14 protein-coding genes and 1 tRNA gene are annotated in these 18,808 nt (G+C 72.6%); 9 read left to right on the top strand and 6 right to left on the bottom strand.

All coding sequences use genetic code 11. The features are described 5' to 3' along the window. Positions 1-89 precede the first annotated feature (89 nt). Positions 90-1,619 carry an ABC transporter permease gene (locus tag FHX71_RS20355; RefSeq protein ID WP_182619268.1) on the bottom strand — a complete coding sequence of 510 codons (1,530 nt, stop codon included), beginning with the start codon at positions 1,617-1,619 and terminating at the stop codon, positions 90-92. A gap of 222 nt (positions 1,620-1,841) precedes the next feature. Here FHX71_RS20355 and eno point away from each other — a divergent pair, with 222 nt between their 5' ends. The 6 genes from eno (at position 1,842) to FHX71_RS20325 (ending at position 7,912) form a co-directional block, all read left to right on the top strand. Beyond that, positions 1,842-3,122, top strand: a complete 1,281-nt coding sequence (gene eno / locus FHX71_RS20350) for a phosphopyruvate hydratase (protein ID WP_182619267.1) — start codon at positions 1,842-1,844, stop codon at positions 3,120-3,122. Positions 3,123-3,390: 268 nt separating this feature from the next. After that, positions 3,391-4,392 (top strand): septum formation initiator family protein, encoded by a 1,002-nt coding sequence (locus tag FHX71_RS29445; RefSeq protein WP_246403351.1) that lies wholly within the window; start codon positions 3,391-3,393, stop codon positions 4,390-4,392. A gap of 84 nt (positions 4,393-4,476) precedes the next feature. After that, positions 4,477-4,977: a DUF501 domain-containing protein gene (locus FHX71_RS20340; RefSeq protein WP_182619266.1), complete on the top strand. Its 501-nt coding sequence runs from the start codon at positions 4,477-4,479 to the stop codon at positions 4,975-4,977. Positions 4,978-5,095: 118 nt separating this feature from the next. Next, positions 5,096-6,046, top strand: coding sequence for a Ppx/GppA phosphatase family protein (locus FHX71_RS20335; RefSeq protein ID WP_182619265.1), 951 nt, complete (start codon positions 5,096-5,098; stop codon positions 6,044-6,046). Between the two features lie 162 nt (positions 6,047-6,208). Then, positions 6,209-7,663 carry an NAD(P)/FAD-dependent oxidoreductase gene (locus FHX71_RS20330; protein WP_182619264.1) on the top strand — a complete coding sequence of 485 codons (1,455 nt, stop codon included), beginning with the start codon at positions 6,209-6,211 and terminating at the stop codon, positions 7,661-7,663. A 175-nt stretch (positions 7,664-7,838) separates the two neighbouring features. Beyond that, positions 7,839-7,912, top strand: a tRNA-Leu gene (locus tag FHX71_RS20325). A gap of 66 nt (positions 7,913-7,978) precedes the next feature. Here FHX71_RS20325 and FHX71_RS20320 read toward each other — a convergent pair. Then, a complete protein-coding gene (locus FHX71_RS20320) occupies positions 7,979-10,219 on the bottom strand; it encodes an ATP-binding cassette domain-containing protein (protein ID WP_182619263.1) in 2,241 nt (746 codons plus the stop codon). Positions 10,220-10,416: 197 nt separating this feature from the next. Here FHX71_RS20320 and FHX71_RS20315 point away from each other — a divergent pair, with 197 nt between their 5' ends. Beyond that, positions 10,417-10,911 carry a helix-turn-helix domain-containing protein gene (locus tag FHX71_RS20315; protein ID WP_281383858.1) on the top strand — a complete coding sequence of 165 codons (495 nt, stop codon included), beginning with the start codon at positions 10,417-10,419 and terminating at the stop codon, positions 10,909-10,911. Positions 10,912-10,926: 15 nt separating this feature from the next. Here the strand turns inward: FHX71_RS20315 and FHX71_RS20310 are convergent, their stop codons facing one another. The 4 genes from FHX71_RS20310 to FHX71_RS20295 form a co-directional block, all read right to left on the bottom strand. Continuing rightward, positions 10,927-11,529 carry a ClpP family protease gene (locus FHX71_RS20310; protein WP_182619262.1) on the bottom strand — a complete coding sequence of 201 codons (603 nt, stop codon included), beginning with the start codon at positions 11,527-11,529 and terminating at the stop codon, positions 10,927-10,929. A gap of 115 nt (positions 11,530-11,644) precedes the next feature. Continuing rightward, positions 11,645-12,322 (bottom strand): ArsR/SmtB family transcription factor, encoded by a 678-nt coding sequence (locus FHX71_RS28865; protein WP_220490219.1) that lies wholly within the window; start codon positions 12,320-12,322, stop codon positions 11,645-11,647. A 30-nt stretch (positions 12,323-12,352) separates the two neighbouring features. After that, positions 12,353-12,568 carry a hypothetical protein gene (locus FHX71_RS20300; RefSeq protein WP_182619261.1) on the bottom strand — a complete coding sequence of 72 codons (216 nt, stop codon included), beginning with the start codon at positions 12,566-12,568 and terminating at the stop codon, positions 12,353-12,355. Between the two features lie 115 nt (positions 12,569-12,683). Further along, the gene (locus tag FHX71_RS20295) at positions 12,684-13,175 is read right to left on the bottom strand and encodes a MarR family winged helix-turn-helix transcriptional regulator (RefSeq protein ID WP_182619260.1); all 492 of its coding nucleotides are present in this window, start codon (positions 13,173-13,175) and stop codon (positions 12,684-12,686) included. Between the two features lie 59 nt (positions 13,176-13,234). On the opposite strand from FHX71_RS20295, the gene FHX71_RS20290 reads away from it, so the two are divergent. Together FHX71_RS20290 and FHX71_RS20285 are read left to right on the top strand one after the other, a co-directional pair. Next, complete coding sequence (locus tag FHX71_RS20290; RefSeq protein ID WP_182619259.1) at positions 13,235-14,470, top strand: MFS transporter; 1,236 nt, start codon at positions 13,235-13,237, stop codon at positions 14,468-14,470. 225 nt (positions 14,471-14,695) lie between these two features. Further along, positions 14,696-18,649: an efflux RND transporter permease subunit gene (locus tag FHX71_RS20285; RefSeq protein ID WP_182619258.1), complete on the top strand. Its 3,954-nt coding sequence runs from the start codon at positions 14,696-14,698 to the stop codon at positions 18,647-18,649. Positions 18,650-18,808 lie beyond the last annotated feature (159 nt).

Here is an 18,808-nt window from a genome sequence, read left to right as displayed (position 1 = left end):
TCAGCTGTGCCTGTTGTCGCGTGAACCTGCGGTTCCGCTCCGGGCGCGTGCCTCGTTCCTCGGCCCGCACCCTGCGCTGCACCTCCGGCTCACGCGAGAGAGCGAAGAGCTTCGACCGGCCGCAGGCGTGCCGCACGCTGGCCGCCGACCACGCCCGCGATCAGCCCGCCCAGCACGGCGAGGCCGACGGCGGCCAGGACGATCCACAGACTGACCGGGGCCTGGAGGGCGACGTCGACGGCGCTGCTCGCGGCGTCGGCCATCCCGGCAGGGCGCACCCCGCCGAAGCCGCCGGTCGCACCGCCGGCCCCGCCCGCGCCGCCGCCGTCGGGCAGCGCAGCGCCGCCGCCACCGCCCGGGCCGCCCATCGTGAAGCCGCCGCCCGAGGTGCCGCCGCTCAGCGTGATGCCCGCCAGGTTGATCGCGAACACGGCCAGGGCGCCGATCGCCAGGCCGGCGACACCGCCGATCAGGCCCTGCACCACGGACTCCCCGGCCACCTGGCCGACGACGCGGCCCTTGCTCCAGCCGATCGCCTTGAGGGTGCCCAGCTCGCGGGTGCGGCGGTTCACGCCGGAGACGGTGAACAGGATCGCGAGGCCGAAGGCCGCGGCCAGCACGATGATGCTCAGCCAGGTGCCGAGCGTCCCGATCAGGTTGGACGCCGTCGAGAGCGAGCCGGTGACGTTCTCGGCGAGGTCGGACTGCGTGCTCACGGAGGCGTCGGGCAGCTCGCCCTCGATCGCGGCCGCGACGGCGTCCACGTTCTCGGCCGAGTCGACCTGCACGTAGACGTCGGTGACCTGGTCGGCGAGGTCCGCGAGGGTCTGGGCCGTGGCGAGCGGCACGTAGACGTCGGACGCGGTCGCGACGCCGTCGCCCGTCGTGGAGGAGACGGTGCCGACGATCTCCAGCTTCTCGCCGCCCGTGGTGATCGTGTCGCCGACGGCGAGCTCCTGCTGCTCGGCGTACGTGGCGTCCAGGACGGCGACATTCTCGTCGCCCGCCTCCAGCGTCCGGCCGTCGGCCACCGTGGCGGTGGTCAGCGGCCCGACGGCGGCGGCGTCCGGGTCCACGCCCGTGACGGTGAACTGCTCGATCTCGAAGGACGACCCGCCGGCCGACCCCTCGGCCGAACCGTCCTCGCCCATCTGGAGCTGCGCGGGGCCGCCGCCCTCCTGCATGGCCTCGAAGTCCGGCATCTCGCCGGAGAAGGACATGTTCTGCAGGTCCAGGGTCGCGGCGACGCCGGTCACGTGGTCCAGGCCGGAGACCGACTCCAGCGCGGCGGCGTCGAACGAGGTGGAACCCATGGCCGTGCTCAGGCGGTCCTGCGCGAGGCTGCGGGTGCCGTCCTCGCCGGCCTCGCCCTCGTCCCCGCCGAAGTCGAACCGGCCGGGACCGCCGCCCTCGCCCGGCCCCTCGGCGGCCTGGTTGACCGTGATGTCGGTACCGACGCCGTAGACCGACTCGAGCACCTCGGACTGGGCGTTCCTGACGCCGGTCGAGACCGCGTTGACGACGATGACCAGCGCGATCGCGACGGCGAGGCCGATCGCGACCACGACCGTCTGCTTGCGTCGGTTGCGCAGCTCTCTGCGCAGATAGGTGAAGAACATGGGCTCCTGCCTGGGGTCCTGAGGAACGTGCGGGGACGTTGGTGTCCGGGCGGACCGCCGCGCCGGACGGTCGGGACGCTAGGAACGCACGCTGTGGCCGCACTGCCGCCAACCTGTGGTGGCGCTGTGAACTGCGGCCTCGTGGACGGTTCCGCGCCCCCTCGCCCGACGTCCTAGGCTGGGGGCCGTAACCTCCGAGCAACATCCTTAGAAGGAGACCCCGTGGCTAGCATCGAAGCCGTTGGAGCACGCGAGATCCTCGACTCGCGCGGCAACCCCACCGTGGAGGTGGAGATCGTCCTCGACGACAACACCTTCGCCCGTGCGGCGGTCCCGTCCGGTGCCTCGACCGGCGCGTTCGAGGCCGTCGAGCTGCGTGACGGCGACAAGGGCCGTTACCTGGGCAAGGGCGTCGAGAAGGCGGTCGCGGCCGTCAACGACGAGATCGCCCCCGAGCTCATCGGGTACGACGCCGAGGAGCAGCGCATCATCGACCAGGCCCTCCTGGACCTGGACGGCACGCCGAACAAGGGCAAGCTGGGCGCCAACGCGATCCTGGGCGTGTCCCTCGCCGTCGCGAAGGCCGCCGCCAAGAGCTCGGGCCTGGACCTGTTCCGCTACGTGGGCGGCCCGAACGCGCACGTCCTGCCCGTGCCGATGATGAACATCCTGAACGGCGGGTCCCACGCGGACTCGAACGTCGACATCCAGGAGTTCATGGTCGCCCCGATCGGCGCCCCCACGTTCCGTGAGGCGCTCCGCACCGGCACCGAGGTGTACCACTCCCTCAAGTCCGTGCTGAAGGAGAAGGGCCTGGGCACCGGCCTGGGCGACGAGGGCGGCTTCGCGCCGAACCTCGGCAGCAACCGCGAGGCGCTCGACCTGATCCTCGTCGCGATCGAGCGCGCCGGCCTCACGCCGGGCACCGACGTGGGCCTGGCGCTCGACGTCGCGTCCACCGAGTTCTTCTCGGAGGGCGTGTACGCGTTCGAGGGCGGCAAGAAGACGCCGGACGAGATGATCGCGTACTACGAGCAGCTCGTGGCGGACTACCCGCTGGTCTCGATCGAGGACCCGCTGTCCGAGGACGAGTGGGACTCGTGGAGCGGCCTCATGAGCAAGGTCGGCGACAAGGTGCAGATCGTCGGCGACGACCTGTTCGTCACCAACCCGGAGCGCCTGGCCAAGGGCATCGAGCTCAAGTCGGCCAACTCGCTGCTGGTCAAGCTCAACCAGATCGGCACGCTCACCGAGACGCTCGACGCCGTGACGCTGGCGCAGCGCAACGGCTTCACCACGATGACCTCGCACCGCTCCGGCGAGACCGAGGACACCACCATCGCGGACCTGTCCGTCGCGACGAACGCCGGCCAGATCAAGACCGGTGCCCCCGCCCGTGGCGAGCGCATCAACAAGTACAACCAGCTCCTGCGCATCGAAGAGGCGCTCGACGAGGCCGGCACCTACGCCGGTCGCTCGGCGTTCCCGCGCTTCCAGGGCTGATCGGGGCCTGATCCGCCCGATCCGGGCTGGTCCGGGCCTGACGGCGCCGGTCGAGGGGGCCTCAACCGTTCGACCGGTGCCGGTGCGGCAGTACCGCGCAGAGCTGTCAGACACGCGCTGACGTGTCAGACGTACAGGTTCCTCGGGTGACCTGTACGTCTGACACGTCCGGCGGTGTCTGACAGCTTTTTGGGTTCCACAGGTTCGACACACGGCGCGCCGAAGGTAATGCCGGTACAAAGGACCGGCGAATCGGCACAATCGACCCATGCCTTCCTCACGTCGCCCGGCGCGGCCCTCGGGTTCGGCGCGCGGCTCGGGCGCGCGCCCGTCGTCGACCCCGCGCGCGGGGTCGGGATCGTCCGGCGCGAAGGGCGGCAAGGGCGCCACGCCGGCGAAGAAGCAGCCCCGGAAGGGCTCGACCGCCAAGGACTCGCCGAAGGGCACGACGGCGAAGGGCTCCGCCGCGAAGGGCGCCTCGGCCAAGGACGCGAAGGCTCCCAAGACCGCGAAGGCCCCGAGGGCTGCGGCGGGCAAGAAGCAGGGGCCGACCACGGCGGCCCGGTCGACTGCGCAGCCGTCGTCCGCCCGCTCGACGACGGGGGCGACCGCCGGACGCAAGCCCGCCACGCCGTCGACGTCGGCGAGCCGCCGCGCGGCCCCGCCGCGCACCGCCGCCGCCTCCCGGCCCGCCGCCCGCGCCACGGGTGCCGCCCGCACGGCGGGCGCCGCTCCCCGGGGCACGCGTCCGACGTCGGGCAGCGGGGCGAAGCGACCCGCGCAGCCGCGCCGCCGGAGCACGGCCACGGGCAGTGTCGCGCCGCCCACCCGCCCCGCTCGCGCGGACCGCAGGCGCAGCAGCTACGGGTTCGTGATGCCCGAGGTGCTCACCGTCCGCGCGATGGTGCTGTCCGTCGTGGTGCTCCTCGCGGTGGTGCTGCTGCTGCCGACGGTGCGCGCCGTCGTGACGCAGCAGGCCGAGCTGCGCGACCTGCGCTCCGAGCTGAGCCAGCAGGAGGAGCAGAAGTCCGAGCTCGAGACCGAGCTGGCGCGCTGGGACGACCGGTCGTACGTGATCGAGCAGGCGCGGTCGCGCCTGCAGTTCGTCATGCCGGGGGACAAGGTGTGGCGTCCGCTCGACACCGACTCGGTGGAGCAGGAGCAGCCGGAGCCCGGGGTCGTCGAGCCGTCGCCGGGCGCGTCCGAGGACGGCGCCGCGCCCTGGTACACGAGCGTCTGGGACTCCGTGCGGATCGCGGACGGGGAGTAGGCGGCACGACGGCGCGCGGTGCCGGGCTCGGGCCGGGCGAAGCCCGAGCCCGGTGCAGGCCGCGCCCTGGGAGACAATGGGGCGGTGAACACCGCGACTGAGACCGTGTCCGACGACGACCTGCGTGTCCTTGCCGAGCAGCTCGGCCGGGAGCCCCGCGGCGTCGTGGGGATCGCGGCGCGCTGCGTGTGCGGGCGTCCGACGGTGGCGCGCACCGCGCCCCGGCTGCCCGACGGCACCCCGTTCCCGACCGTCTTCTACCTGACCCACCCCGGTGCGGTCGCCGCCGCCTCGACGCTGGAGGCCAACGGCGTCATGAAGGAGATGACGGCGCGGCTCGAGACCGACGAGGAGCTCGCCGCCGCCTACCGGAAGGCGCACGAGCACTACCTGGCGCAGCGCGAGGCGATCGGCCACGTCGACGAGATCGACGGCATCTCCGCCGGCGGTATGCCGACGCGCGTCAAGTGCCTGCACGTCCTGTTCGCGCACGCGCTCGCCGCCGGCCCGGGCGTGAACCCGCTCGGCGACGAGGCGCTCGCGCTGGCCCGGGACACGTGGCGCCCGGACCGCTGCACCTGCTGAGCCCTGCCGGACGCCCGGCCCTGCCTGGCGCCTGGAACCGCCGGCGGGCCGACGTGAGGTTTCTCGCGATCCGGCACGTCCGGCGTCGCGCGGCGGGAGTGCCTGGAAGAATCCCCGTGTGACTTCCACTCGCGTGGCCGCGATCGACTGCGGCACCAACTCGATCCGCCTGCTGGTCGCGGACGTCGACGCCGCCGGAAACCTCACGGAGCTCGACCGCCGCATGGAGGTGGTGCGGCTGGGCCAGGGCGTGGACCGCACCGGTGAGCTCGCGCCCGAGGCGCTGGAGCGCACCCTCGCGGCGACCCGGCAGTACGCGACCGCCGTCGAGGCCGCGGGCGCCGAGCGCGTGCGGTTCGTGGCGACGTCGGCCACGCGGGACGCACGCAACCGCGACGCGTTCTTCGACGGGGTCCGGGACGCGCTCGGCGTCGACGTCGAGGTGATCAGCGGGCACGAGGAGGCGCAGCTGTCGTTCCGCGGCGCGACCGGTGCCGTCGCGGAGAACCACGCCGGCCCGTTCCTCGTGGTCGACCTCGGCGGCGGCTCCACGGAGCTGGTGCTCGGCACGAGCACGGTTGACGCGAGCATCTCGATGGACATCGGCTCGGTCCGGATGACGGAGCGGCACCTGCACGGCGACCCGCCGTCGGCCGGCGAGATCGAGGAGGCGCGTGCCGATGTCCGTGCCCACCTGGACGACGCCGCCCGCGTGGTCCCGCTCGGGGAGACCGCCACGCTCGTGGGGCTGGCGGGCTCGATCACGACCGTCACCGCACACGCCCTTGGCCTGGCCGAGTACCGGCGCGAGCGCGTGAACCAGGCGGAGCTGCCGGTCGAGACCGTGCTGGAGTCCTGCGCGGCGCTCCTCGCGGCGCCGCGGGCCGAGCGCACGGCGATGGGCTTCCTGCACCCGGGGCGGGTCGACGTGATCGCGGCCGGGGCGCTCGTGTGGTCCGAGGTGATCCAGCGCGTCGCGGCCGACGTCCGGACGGCGGGCGGGTCGCTGACGCACGTGGTCACGAGCGAGTACGACATCCTCGACGGGATCGCGCTGTCGATGGGCTGACCGTCGAAGTCGCGGTGCCCGGATTCGGCGGATCGGGAACTCGCGTCGCACCTGGTCCGTTGACCGGGCACGATACGCAGCGAAGCGGCGTGGTGGGCGTCACGCTCCCGCCGCTCTTTGCCATGTGAAGAAACACGCTTAGGGCGCGGTACCCTGGGAATCATGCCTCAGAACGACCTGACCTCGGTCAGCCATGCTTCCGACCCGGCGACGCCGCGCCCGCGGAAGGTGCCGCGCATCGTGGTGCTCGGCGGCGGGTCCGTCGGCCTCTACGTGGCGCGCCGCCTGCGAAAGAAGCTGAAGAAGCGGGAAGCGGCCATCGTCGTCGTCGACCCGCGCCCGTACATGACGTATGCGCCCTTCCTGCCGGAGGCCGCGGCCGGCTCGATCGACGCCCGTGACGTCGTCGCCCCGCACCGGAAGGCCCTCAAGGGCATCGACGTGCTGCAGGGCAAGGTCACCACGATCGAGCATGGTCGCAAGGCCGTGAAGATCCAGCCCGAGGAGGGCGACGAGTACGAGGTGACGTACGACCAGCTGGTCGTCGGCCTCGGCTCGGTGTCGCGCACGCTGCCCATCCCGGGCCTCGCGGAGTCGGCCATCGGCTTCAAGAACGTGGAAGAGGCCATCGCGGTCCGTAACCACGTCATCAGCCGGCTGGACATCGCCTCCTCGACCTGGGACGCCGACCTGCGCAAGCGCATGCTCACGTTCACGTTCGTGGGCGGCGGGTTCGCCGGGATCGAGGCGCTCGCCGAGATCGAGGACATGGCGCGGTACGCGACGCGTCAGTACGACACGATCGAGACCTCCGACCTGCGCTTCGTCATGATCGAGGGCGCGGGCCGCATCCTGCCCGAGGTCACCGAGCCGATGGGCGAGTACGCCCTCGCCGAGCTGAAGAAGCGCGGCATCGAGTTCCACCTCAACACGTTCCTGTCGTCCTGCGTGGACGGGCACGTCGTGACCTCGACCGGCGTCGAGTTCGACACCGAGACGATCGTGTGGACCGCCGGCGTCAAGGCGAACCCGGTCATCAAGGAGGCGTCCGACCTCCCGTTCGACAAGCTGGGCCGCGTCATCGTGCTCCCCACCCTGCAGGTGGCCACGGAGGACGGCGAGATCATCGACGGCGCCTGGGCCGCCGGCGACTGCGCCGCCGTGCCGGACGTGCTCAACCCGGGCAAGTTCTGCCCGCCGAACGCGCAGCACGCGATCCGCGAGGCCGTGCGCCTGGCCGACAACATCGTCGCGCTCTACAAGGACAAGCCCGCCGTCGAGTACAACCACAAGAACGTCGGTGTGGTCGCGTCGCTGGGTCTGTACAAGGGCGTCGCCGAGCTGTTCGGGTTCGTCAAGCTCCGCGGCTTCCCGGCCTGGGTGGCCCACCGCGGCTACCACGTCATGGCGATGCCGACCGGCAACCGCAAGGTCCGCATCCTGATCGGCTGGATCGGCCAGTTCCTGCTGGGCCGCGAGCTGGTCTCGCTGGGCTCGCTGCACGACCCGCGGCAGGAGTTCCGCAACGCGTCGGTGCCGCCGAAGCCCGTGGGCGAGAAGGTCGAGCAGAAGGCGGAGTCGTCCGCCGAGCGCGCCGAGTCGGGCGCCAAGGCCTGACACCGCCGCCCCAGGGCAGGCACCGAGCCCCTGGCTCCGCGCCGTCAGATGCTCCCGCGGCTGTCAGACGTACAGGTCACCCGGGTGACCTGTACGTCTGACAGCTCCGGGATGTTCTGACAGGCCGGGGCCAGGGGCTCCGTCGTCGGGTGCCGCTCGGTAGTCTCTGGGGTGCGCCCCCATAGCCCAACTGGCAGAGGCAGCCGGCTTAAACCCGGCACAGTCCCGGTTCGAACCCGGGTGGGGGCACTGTCCGGCCGGGCCTTGGGCTCGGCGCCGGGCCTCGGGCGGGGTGCCCGGCCGGGGCGCCCCGGCTCAGGCGAGCAGCTCCGCGAGGTGGCGGCCCGTCAGCGAGGACTCCTGACGGGCGAGGTCAGCGGGCGTGCCCTCGAAGACCACGCGGCCGCCGTCGTGCCCGCCGCCCGGACCCATGTCGATCACCCAGTCGGCCCGCGCGACGACCGACAGGTTGTGCTCGACGACGATCACGGACCGGCCGGAGTCGACGAGGCGGTCGAGCAGGCCGGACAGGTTGTCGACGTCCTGCATGTGCAGCCCGGCGGTCGGCTCGTCGAGCACGAACGTCGGGGTGTCGCCGCCCATCTCGATCGCCAGCTTGAGGCGCTGCCGCTCGCCGCCGGACAGCGTGTTCAGGTGCTGGCCGAGGGAGATGTAGTCCAGCCCGACGTCGGACAGGCGCGACAGCATGGGGAGCACCGTCTTCTCCGTGAAGAAGTTCAGGGCCTCCTCGACGGACATGGCGAGTACCTCGGCGATGTTCTTACCCCGCAGGGTGTAGCCCAGCACCTCGTCGGTGAACCGCTTGCCGCCGCACGCCTCGCACACGCTCGCGACGCCCGCCATGAAGGCGAGGTCGGTGTAGATGAGGCCCACGCCCTTGCACTCTGGGCACGCGCCCGCCGAGTTTGCGCTGAACAGTGCCGGCTTGACCCCGTTGGCCCGGGCGTACTGCTTGCGGATGGGTTCCAGGATGCCGGTGTAGGTCGCGGGGTTGGACCGCCGGGACCCGCGGATCACCGACTGGTCGACGAACGTGACGCCGTCGCGCGGCAGGCAGCCGTGGATGAGCGAGCTCTTGCCCGACCCGGCCACGCCGGTCACCGCGACCAGCACCCCGAGCGGCACGTCCACCGAGACGTCCCGGAGGTTGTGCAGGTTCGCGTGCTCGATGCGCAGCACCCCGGTCGGCGTGCGGGGCGTGGCCTTGACCGTCACGGCCTGGTCCAGGTGCTTGCCGGTCGCAGTCCCCGAGGTGCGCAGGCCCGCGAGGTCGCCCTGATAGACGACGGTGCCGCCGTGGGTGCCGGCGCCCGGCCCCATGTCGACCAGGTGGTCCGCGGCCGCCATGACCTCGGGCTTGTGCTCGACGACGAGCACCGTGTTGCCCTTGTCCCGCAGGCGCTGGAGGAGGGCGTTCATCTGCCGCACGTCGTGCGGGTGCAGCCCGATGGTCGGCTCGTCGAACACGTAGGTCACGTCCGTCAGGGCCGAGCCCATGTGCCGCACCATCTTGGTGCGCTGGGCCTCCCCGCCCGAGAGCGATGACGACTCGCGGTCCAGCGACAGGTAGCCGAGCCCGATCTGCTCGAACGTGGCGAGCAGGTCGTTGAGCCCGTCCAGGATGGGCTGCACGTGCGGGTCGGCGAGGTCACGCACCAGCTCGGCCAGGTCGGTCAGCTGCATGGCCGCGGCCTCGCCGATGTGCTTGCCCTTGACGAGGGACGACCGCGCCCGGTCGTTGAGCCGGGTGCCGCCGCAGTCGGGGCACGACGCGAACGTGGCGAGCCGGTCCACGGCCGCCCGCATCGCGCCCTTCATCGACTCGACGTCCTTGACCAGGTAGAGCCGCGTGATCTTGGGGACCAGCGACTCGTAGGTCACGTTGATGCCGCCCGCGACGACCTTCCGCTCGTCGCCGTGCATCAGGTCGTGCCACTCGGTCTCGGTGTAGTCCTTCAGCGGCTTGTCGACGTCGAACAGGCCGGAGTCCGCGTAGACCTTCCAGTACCAGGTGCCGACCCCGAAGTTGGGGAACGTGATGGCTCCCTCCTTCAGCGACTTGCTCCGGTCCACCAGGGCCTCGGTGTCGATCGTGGACACGCGGCCCAGGCCCTCGCAGCCGGGGCACATGCCCTGCGGGTCGTTGAAGGAGAACAGGTTCGAGCCGCCGACGTACGGCTCACCGAGCCGCGACCAGATGACGCGCAGCATTGTGTAGGCGTCGGTGGCCGTGCCGACGGTCGAGCGCGCGTTGGCGCCCATCGGCTCCTGGTCCACGACGATGGCGGCCGACAGGTTCGACAGCGTGTCGACGTCGGGACGCGGGGGAGAGGGCATGAACCCCTGGAGGAACGCCGAGTAGGTCTCGTCGATCAGCCGCCGCGACTCCGCGGCGACGGTACCGAACACGAGCGAGCTCTTGCCTGATCCGGACACCCCGGTGAACACCGTGAGCTTGCGCTTGGGGATGTCGAGCGAGACACCCTGCAGGTTGTTCTCACGGGCTCCGCGCACCTCGATAGATCCGAACACCACTGTCCTCTCCTGGTCGGTGGTCCCATGGTGCCAGGAGCCACTGACACGCACCCGGCCTGCGCCGCCCGTGCCCGGGCCGCCCCTGCCCGCACCTCTCCTGCCCGGGCCGCGCGTTACGCCAGCAGCAGATGCCGGAACGACCCGGGATGTCAGTGGGGTTGGGTAGCGTGACGGGTACCAACGGCGGGAGTGGGCACATGGCGATGATCTCGGTAGGTACGGAGAGCCCGGCCGGGCTCGGCACCACGCACGACGGCGCACCGGGAGCCCGGTCGGGCACCCTCGAGCACACCCGGGAACCGCTGCTGCGCGACCTCGTCGGTGGCATCCTCCGGCGCGCGCGGCGCGAGCAGCGCCGCACCCTGGCCGACGTCGCCACCGACGCGCGCGTCTCGACCGCCTACCTCTCCGAGGTCGAGCGGGGGCGCAAGGAGGCCTCCTCCGAGGTGCTCGCCGCGGTGTGCGAGGCGCTCGGCCTGCGCCTGGTCGACCTCGTGGAGCGCGCGTGGGCCGACCTCGCGATCGCCCTCGCGGAGCAGGAGGAGGGCCGCCGGGTCCGCGTCCTGTCCTCCGCCGCCCGCCGCTCGGCCGGCTTCTCGTCGTCGCGCCACCCGCTCCAGGCCGGCCAACAGGCTCCGGCCCGCACGTCCGCCGTCGGGCGGCGCGGGGAGGCCGTGCTGCTGGCGGCCTGAGCCGCCGGCCCGGGCTCAGAGCCCGGCGCGCCGCTTCCCGCCCGGCCGGACGTCGTCCACCCGGTCCACGATCCTGTCGACGATGCCGTAGTCCACGGCCTGCTCGGCGGTGAACCAGCGGTCGCGCCCGGCGTCCGCGGCGATCGTCTCCACCCGCTGCCCGGTGTCCTCGGACTGGAGCCGCGTCACCACGTCCTCGATGTGCCGGATGTTCTCGGCCTGCACCACGACGTCCGTCGTCGTGCCGCCGGCCCCGCCGGCCGGCTGGTGCATCATGATCCGCGCGTGCGGCAGCGCGTAGCGCTTGCCCGGGGCGCCGGCCGCCAGCAGGAGCTGCGCCGTGCCGCCCACGAAGCCGATCGCGACCGTGGAGACGGCGTTCGGCAGCAGCCGCATCGTGTCGTGGACGACCAGCCCGGCGCTCGTCGGGCCGCCGGGGGAGTTGAGGTAGAGGCTGATGTCGGCCGCCGGGTCCTCGGCGGCGAGCAGCAGGAGCTGCGAGGTCACGCGGTTGGCGACGGCGTCGTCGATCTCGCTGCCGACCAGCACGATCCGCTGGTGCAGCAGGCGCGTGGCGAGGTGGTCGTCGAGGGGCTGGGTCTGGCTGGTCTCGGTCATGACTCCACGATCGCCCGACGGCGACGGCCCGGACAGCGGTCTCTGCCCGCCGCAGATCTGCTCCTGGCAGAGGCGGGGCGAAGACGGTACGGAGGCGGTGCGGAGGCCGGACGGATCAGAGCGGGTTGCCCGCCGGGTCGATCGTCGGGAACACGTCGAAGTGCACCTCGAACGGGAGCGTCCCGGGCACGTCCTCCTGAGAGCTGAGCGGGTCGATGTGCTCGGCCACGAAGCGGTCCCACGCCGCCACCAGCGCCTCCATCTGCTCCGGCGTGGCCCACTTGTTGGCGGCGAAGAACGTGGTGGCCCCCTGCCACTTCTCCAGCGTCTCCTCGTCCGCGCCCTGGCCCGCGCGGACGAAGGCCATCACCCGCTCGTGGCGCAGGCGCAGGAACTCCATGTTGACCGCCTCGGCGGTCTGCCGGCTGGCGGGGGACTCCTTGCCCACGGTCGAGATGCTGAACCCGCCGGGGGTGCGTTCCCACCAGCGCTCCCGCGCCGTGCCCTTGCCCTCGACCTCGCGGACGAGGCCGTGCTTGGCGAGCTGGCGCAGGTGGTAGCTCGTCGACCCGCTGGACTCGCCGACGATCTCGCCGAGCTTGCTGGCGGTCAGCGGCCCGTGGCTCGGGAGCAGGTCGAGGATGCGGATGCGGAGCGGGTGGGAGAGCGCGCGCAGTGCCTCCGTACCGAGCTCCGCCGGCGGCCCGGCGGTCGCGGCCGGGGCCGGCGGTACGGACGGTGCGGGCGCGTACTGGTCCGCCTCGTGCCCCGGGGTGTCTTCGCGCGCAGTCATAGGCAGGACGTTAACCGGTGCTCGGCGGGTTCAGCGCAGCGCGAGCGGGTGGCGGGCCGCCGCGTTGTCGCGGACGCGCTCGGCGTGGGCCCGCTGCCGGGCGGCGCGCTCGGCCTCCTGACGCTGGGCCGCGCGGTCGCGGGCGGGTGCCTCCTGGCGCCCGGCGGGGACGGACGACGCGACGGTGCGCGGCGGGAGGAAGTGGCGGACCTGCGGGGCGGTGGTGGTGGTGGCGAAGGCGCTCATCGTGGCTGCTCCTGGCTCGGTGGGGCTCGGGTGGGGTAGCTCGTGCCACCCACCCTACGGATGCCAACACACCTTTGCAAGGGTTTCTTTGCAACAAGTTCTTTGGAAGCGGAGGTCAGTCCTCGGGGTCGCGCCGGAACGCGTCCAGGTCGTGGTTCAGGCGCTCCAGCATCTCGGCGAGCAGCGCGCGCTCGAAGGGGGACCACCCAGTGAGGATCTGGTCGTACATCGCGCTGCGGCGTGCGCGTTCCTGTTCGAGCTGCGCCCGGCCGGCCTCGGTCGCCTCCACGCGCACGGCCCGCCCGTCGAGCGGGTCGCGGCTGCGCCGCGCGAACCCGGCCTTCTCCAGACTGACCACCTGGCGGGTCACCGTGGAGGCGTCGAGGCACTGGCGTGCGGCGAGCGCGTTGATGCCGAGCGGGCCCTCCCTGCCGAGCACCTGGAGCAGCAGGTACCCCGAGCGTTCGAGCGCCGGGGTGTGGCCCGCGCGGATCGCCCCGGTGCGCTCCGCGCGCCGCAGCAGGAGCGCGAGCTGCAGCTCGACGCGCGACAGCGGGGCCTCGTCGGGGTACTCGTCGCCCACGTTCTCTTCCGTCCTCCTCGACATAGGTGTAGCCTACAGGCATATACCTGTGTGATACAGATAAATGATCCTGAGGAGGCCGCGTGGCCACCGCGCGCAACGAACCGAACAAGACAGCCATCTACGCCACCGCGCTCACCGCGTTCTTCGCGATCGCAGGCATCGCCGTCGTCGACCCGATCCTGCCCGTCATCGGCGCGGAGATCGGGGCCACCACCTGGGAGATCGAGCTCCTGTTCACCGCGTACATCGCGGTCATGGCCATCGGCATGATCCCTGCCGTGATGGCGACGGGCAGGTTCGGCTACAAGAAGATCCTGGCGACCGGCGTCACGCTGGTCGCGATCGCCGCGGTGCTGGCCGCGCTGAGCGGCAACATCGTGCAGCTCGCGGTGCTGCGCGGAGTGTGGGGTCTGGGCAACGCGATGTTCTTCGCCACCGCCATGGTGCTGCTCGTCGCGCTCGCCAGGGACCGCGAGTGGGTGGTCGGCCTGTTCGAGACGTGTGTCGGGCTCGGCTTCGCCGTCGGCCCCCTGATCGGCGGCCTGCTGGGGCACATCAGCTGGCGGGTGCCGTTCTTCGTCTGCGGCCTGCTCATGGTCGTCGCGCTGATCGTGTCCGCCACCAGGCTCAAGGACCCGGCCGAGAAGCCGGCGCCGCTCAAGCTCGGGCAGGTCTTCGGCCTGTTCCGCAAGCCGGGCTTCCTGGCCCTCGCGGTCGTGACGGCCGCCTACAACTTCGTGTTCTTCGTCGTGCTCGGCTACGTGCCGGTGTTCCTCGGCCTCGACGTGGTGCCGCTCGGCCTGGTCTTCACCGCCTGGGGTATCGGCGTGGCCGTCGGCATCCTCGCGGTGGGCCACCGGCTGGCGCACCGGATCGGCTTCGTCCAGACGCTGGGCGTCGCGATCGCCGGCGTGCTCGTGTGCGTGGCCCTGCTCGCCGTCGGCGTCGGGACCGCCGGCTCCATCGCGGTGACCATCGTGGCCGGCGTGTTCATGGGTATCGCCAACGCGAACCTCACCGACCTGTCGCTCGCCCTCGGTGACCCGGACCGCCGGGTCACGACCGGCGCCTTCAACCTCGTGCGCTGGGGCTTCGCGGCGCCCGCCCCCGTGGTCGCGGGCCTGCTTGCGGAGGGCGTCAGCCCCGCGTCGCCGTTCTGGGTGGCCTCGGCGGTGCTGCTCGTCGGCGTCGTCGTCTTCCTGGTGACGGCGCACCTCATGGCCCGGCCGATCGGCGAGCGCGTGCTCTGGCAGCGCTGGAACCGGGCCGCCCGCGTCGCCGAGGGCACGCCCGAGGAGGCCATGTCCGAGCTGTGACCCGTCGCCCTGGCCCGTCGTGCGGACGGGTCAGGGCGCGCGGGGTCCAGGCGCGCGGTGCTGGACGGATTCCGGGCGGATGTCAATGCCTCCGTCCGCTTGCGGGGGGTCCGGCGCGCTGCCCTACTCTGTGACTTCGGCCGGATTTCACCCCGTTGGTCCCGCGCAGGTCGCGACGGCGGTCCGTGCCGTGCGCCCGATCCTCGCCCGCACCGTGGAGTCTCCGTGTTCCGTCTCGCCCGGCTGTCCCTCGCGAACCGAGCAGTCGTAGCACTGGTGACCATCGCGATAGCGGTGTTCGGCGTCCTCAGCATGACCTCCCTGAAGCAGGAGCTGATCCCGTCGCTCCAGCTCCCGACGGGCATCGTGAGCGCGGTGTACCAGGGCTCGTCGCCCGAGGTCGTGGAGGAGCAGGTCACCGACAAGATCGAGGAGGCCGTCACCTCCGTCGACGGGATCGCGTCGGTGCGGTCGACGGCGTCCACGGGCATCTCGCTGACCACCGTCGAGTTCACGTACGGCACCGACATGGAGTCCGCCACGCAGCGCCTCCAGAGCGCCGTCGCGGGCGTCCAGCCCACCCTGCCCGACGACGTCGAGCCGCAGGTCACGACCGGTTCCGTCGACGACGTGCCCGTGGTCCAGATGGCGATCTCCGGCGACAAGAGCCCGAACGCCCTCGCGAGCACCGTCGAGGACGTCGTCGTCCCCGCGCTGGAGGAGGTCGACGGCGTCCGCGCCGTCGCGGTGACCGGGCAGAGCGAGACCGAGGTCCGCATCCTGCCCGACCAGGGCAAGCTCGCCGCGGCCGGGCTCGCGGCCGACGACCTCACCACCGTGCTGCAGGACAACGGCGTGGTCATCCCGGCCGGGGAGATCACCGAGGGCGGCCGCGCGTGGTCCGTCCAGCTCGGCAAGCCGGTGGACATGGTCGACCAGCTCAAGCAGCTCCCCGTCCTCCCGGGCGGCGGCGCGGGCGGCGGGGCGGATGGCGCGGCCGGCGGGGCGGCCGGAGCGGGCGACGCGGCAGGGGCCGGCGGCACGACGACGCCGGGCGCCACTGCCGACGCCCTGCCGACCGAACCGGCCGCGCCCGTGCTGCTGGGCCAGGTCGCCTCGGTGAAGCTCAAGCCGGTCGACCCGACGTCCTACTCCCGGCTCGACGGCTCGCCGTCGCTCGGCCTGGCCATCACCAAGACGCCGGAGGCCAACACCGTCGAGGTGTCCCACGCGATCGAGGCGGCGCTCGCCGAGACCGAGGTGGCCGGCACGCTCGCCGAGCGCGACATCGCGACGGCGGTCGTCTTCGACCAGGCCCCGTTCATCGAGGAGTCGATCCATGGCCTCGCCACCGAGGGCGGGCTCGGCCTGCTCTTCGCGGTGCTCGTCATCCTGGTCTTCCTGATGTCGATGCGGTCCACGCTTGTGTCCGCGATCTCGATCCCGCTGTCGCTCGCGGTCACCTTCATCGCGATGGAGGCGGGCGGGTACACGCTGAACATCCTGACGCTCGGCGCGCTCACCATCTCCATCGGGCGGGTGGTCGACGACGCGATCGTCGTCATCGAGAACATCAAGCGGCACATGTCCACCGGCGAGGAGAGGGCCACGGCGATCCTCGCGGCGGTCCGCGAGGTGGGCGGCGCCATCGCCGCCTCGACGATCTGCACCGTCGCGGTGTTCCTGCCGATCGCGCTGGTGGGCGGCATGGTGGGCGAGCTGTTCCGGCCGTTCGCCCTGACCGTGTCGATCGCGATGCTGGCCTCGCTCGTCGTGGCGCTGACGATCGTGCCGGTGCTGGCCTACTGGTTCATCCGGCCGCCGAAGAAGGCGCGGCGCGGGGGAGCGGCCGACCGCGAGCAGGTCGAGAGCAAGGAGCGGCGCGGCGTCTGGCAGCGCGTCTACGTGCCGACGCTGAACGGCGCGCTGCGGCTGCCCGCCGTCACGATCGTGGTGGCCGTGGCGATCCTCGGCGGCACCGCCGCCCTCGTCCCGCGCGTCGAGACCAGCTTTCTCGGCGACAGCGGCCAGGACACCGTGACCGTCACGCAGCACTACGCGCCCGGCACCTCGCTGGAGGGCCAGGACGAGGCGGCGCGCCAGGTCGAGACCGCGCTGGCCGACGTCGCCGCCGTGGACAGCGTGCAGGCCACCGTCGGCGGCGGCGGTGACATGTCGATGGCCGCGTTCGGCGGCGCGAGCACCGGCCTCAAGGCCACGTTCGCGATCACCCTGGACGACGACGCCGACGGCGAGCAGGCGGCCGCCGACATCCGCGCCGCCGTCGGCGGCCTGACCGAGGAGCCCGCGACGGAGGTCTCCGTCTCCGCCGGCGACTCGGTGGGCACGTCCTCGATCGACCTCGTCGTCCGGGCCCGCGACGACGAGACGCTGACCGAGGCCACGAACCAGGTTCAGGAGGCGATGAGCGGCCTGGACGCCTCCGCGGAGGTCACCAACGACCTGGCCGCCGCCCAGGAGATCGTCGAGGTGTCCGTCGACCGCAAGGCCGCGGCGCAGTACGGGCTCACCGAGACGCAGGTGTCGGGGATCGCCTCGGCGGCGATGACCGGCGCCCAGGACGTCGGCGAGCTCCAGACCGCCGAGGGGCCGGTCGGCGTGAACCTCTGGGCCGGGAAGGTCCCGGCGACCATGGACGAGATCGGCGAGATCCCCGTCCCGACCGCGGCCGGCCCCGTGCCGCTGAGCGACGTCGCACAGGTCGAGCTCGCCAGCTCGCCGACGTCGATCACGCGGATCGACGGCGAGCGATCGGCCACGGTCTCGGTGACGCCCGCCGGTGCCGACCTCGGCGCGGCCACCGACGCCGTCGACGCCGAGCTCGCGTCGATCGACCTGCCGGCCGGGGCCGCGGTGTCGGTGGGCGGAGCCGCCGCCGACCAGGCCGAGGCGTTCGGCGACCTGGGCCTGGCGCTCGTGGCCGCGATCGCCCTCGTGTTCGTGGTCATGGTGGCGACGTTCCGCAGCCTGGCGCAGCCGTTCATCCTGCTGGTGTCCGTCCCGTTCGCCGCGGTGGGCGCCCTGGTCGCGCTCGTCGTGACGGACACCCCGCTGGGTGTGCCCGCCCTCATCGGGACGCTGCTGCTGGTCGGGATCGTGGTGTCCAACGCGATCGTGCTCATCGACCTCATCAACCAGTACCGCGCCCGGGGCATGGGCCTCGACGAGGCCGTGCGCGAGGGGGCCCGCAAGCGGCTGCGGCCGATCGTGATGACGGCCCTGGCGACGGTCTTCGCGCTGACCCCCATGGGGATCGGGCTGACCGGCGGCGGGGCGTTCATCTCGCAGCCGCTGGCCCTGGTCGTCATCGGCGGCCTGGTGTCGTCGACCCTGCTGACCCTGTACGTCGTGCCGGTGATCTACACGCTGTTCGAGCGCCGGGCGGAACGCCGTCGGGCCGCGGACGAGGCGGCCGGCCGGGTGCGTCGTCCGCTGACGGGTGCGCTGGTCAGCGTGGCGACGGGTGCGCTGCGCGCCGTCGGGCGTCAGGGGGCGCGGACCCCGGCAGTGGCGGCCGCCGGTGGTGCGGCTGCCGGCGGTGCCGTGGCTGGTGCGGCTGCCGGTGGTGCTGTGCCGCAGAGTTGGCCGCCGGTCCAGGAAGCGTCGCCTCCTGCGGCCTCGCCGGCTCCGGTCCCACCGACGTCGGCCCCACCCACCCCGGCCCCGCCCGTCTGGCCGACGCCGGCCGGTCCGGCTCCGGCACCGCAGTACGCGCCGCAGCAGCGCGTCCCGCAGGAGCAGGCCGCCCCGCGGTACGCGCCGCGTCGGCAGCCGAGCCCGCAGCAGCACCCGGCTCCGCCGCAGCGACCCGCGCCGCAGCAGCAGCCGGGCCCGCAGCCGTTCGCACCGCAGCAGGCCACGCCGCAGCATGCCGCTCCGCAGCACCAGGCGCCGCGGCAGCCAGGTCAGCAGCCCGGTCAGCAGCCCGCGCCCCAGTTCGCCCCGCAGTTCGCACCCCAGCACAGCGCCTCGGGAAACCACGGCGCCCCGGGAAACCACAGTGCCCCGCGCAACCCGCAGCACCAGCAGTACGTCCCCCGGCAGCAGCCGGCGGCGCAGGCCGCGCTGCCCCAGCGCCGTCAGGAGCCGCAGCCGGAGCCGGAGCGCCGGCAGCCCGAGCCTGCACCGGTCTGGCCGCACCCGCTCGACCCGATGTGACGGTCGGGCTTCCAGGACCCGGCCCGGTCCCGAAAACAGTTGGTCCCCGGGGTGTGTCGCGGAGAGTAGACACTGTCTACTCGGAGCGACACACCCCGGGGACCAACTGTTTCCGCACCGCCCACGCTGGGCGCCCGACGGCCGAGGCCCGACGCCGAC

It is taken from the genome of Promicromonospora sukumoe (assembly GCF_014137995.1).
GTDB lineage: Bacteria > Actinomycetota > Actinomycetes > Actinomycetales > Cellulomonadaceae > Promicromonospora > Promicromonospora sukumoe.
The sequence above is the reverse complement of the archived record's forward strand: the minus strand, read 5'-3'. Positions and strand labels throughout refer to the sequence as shown.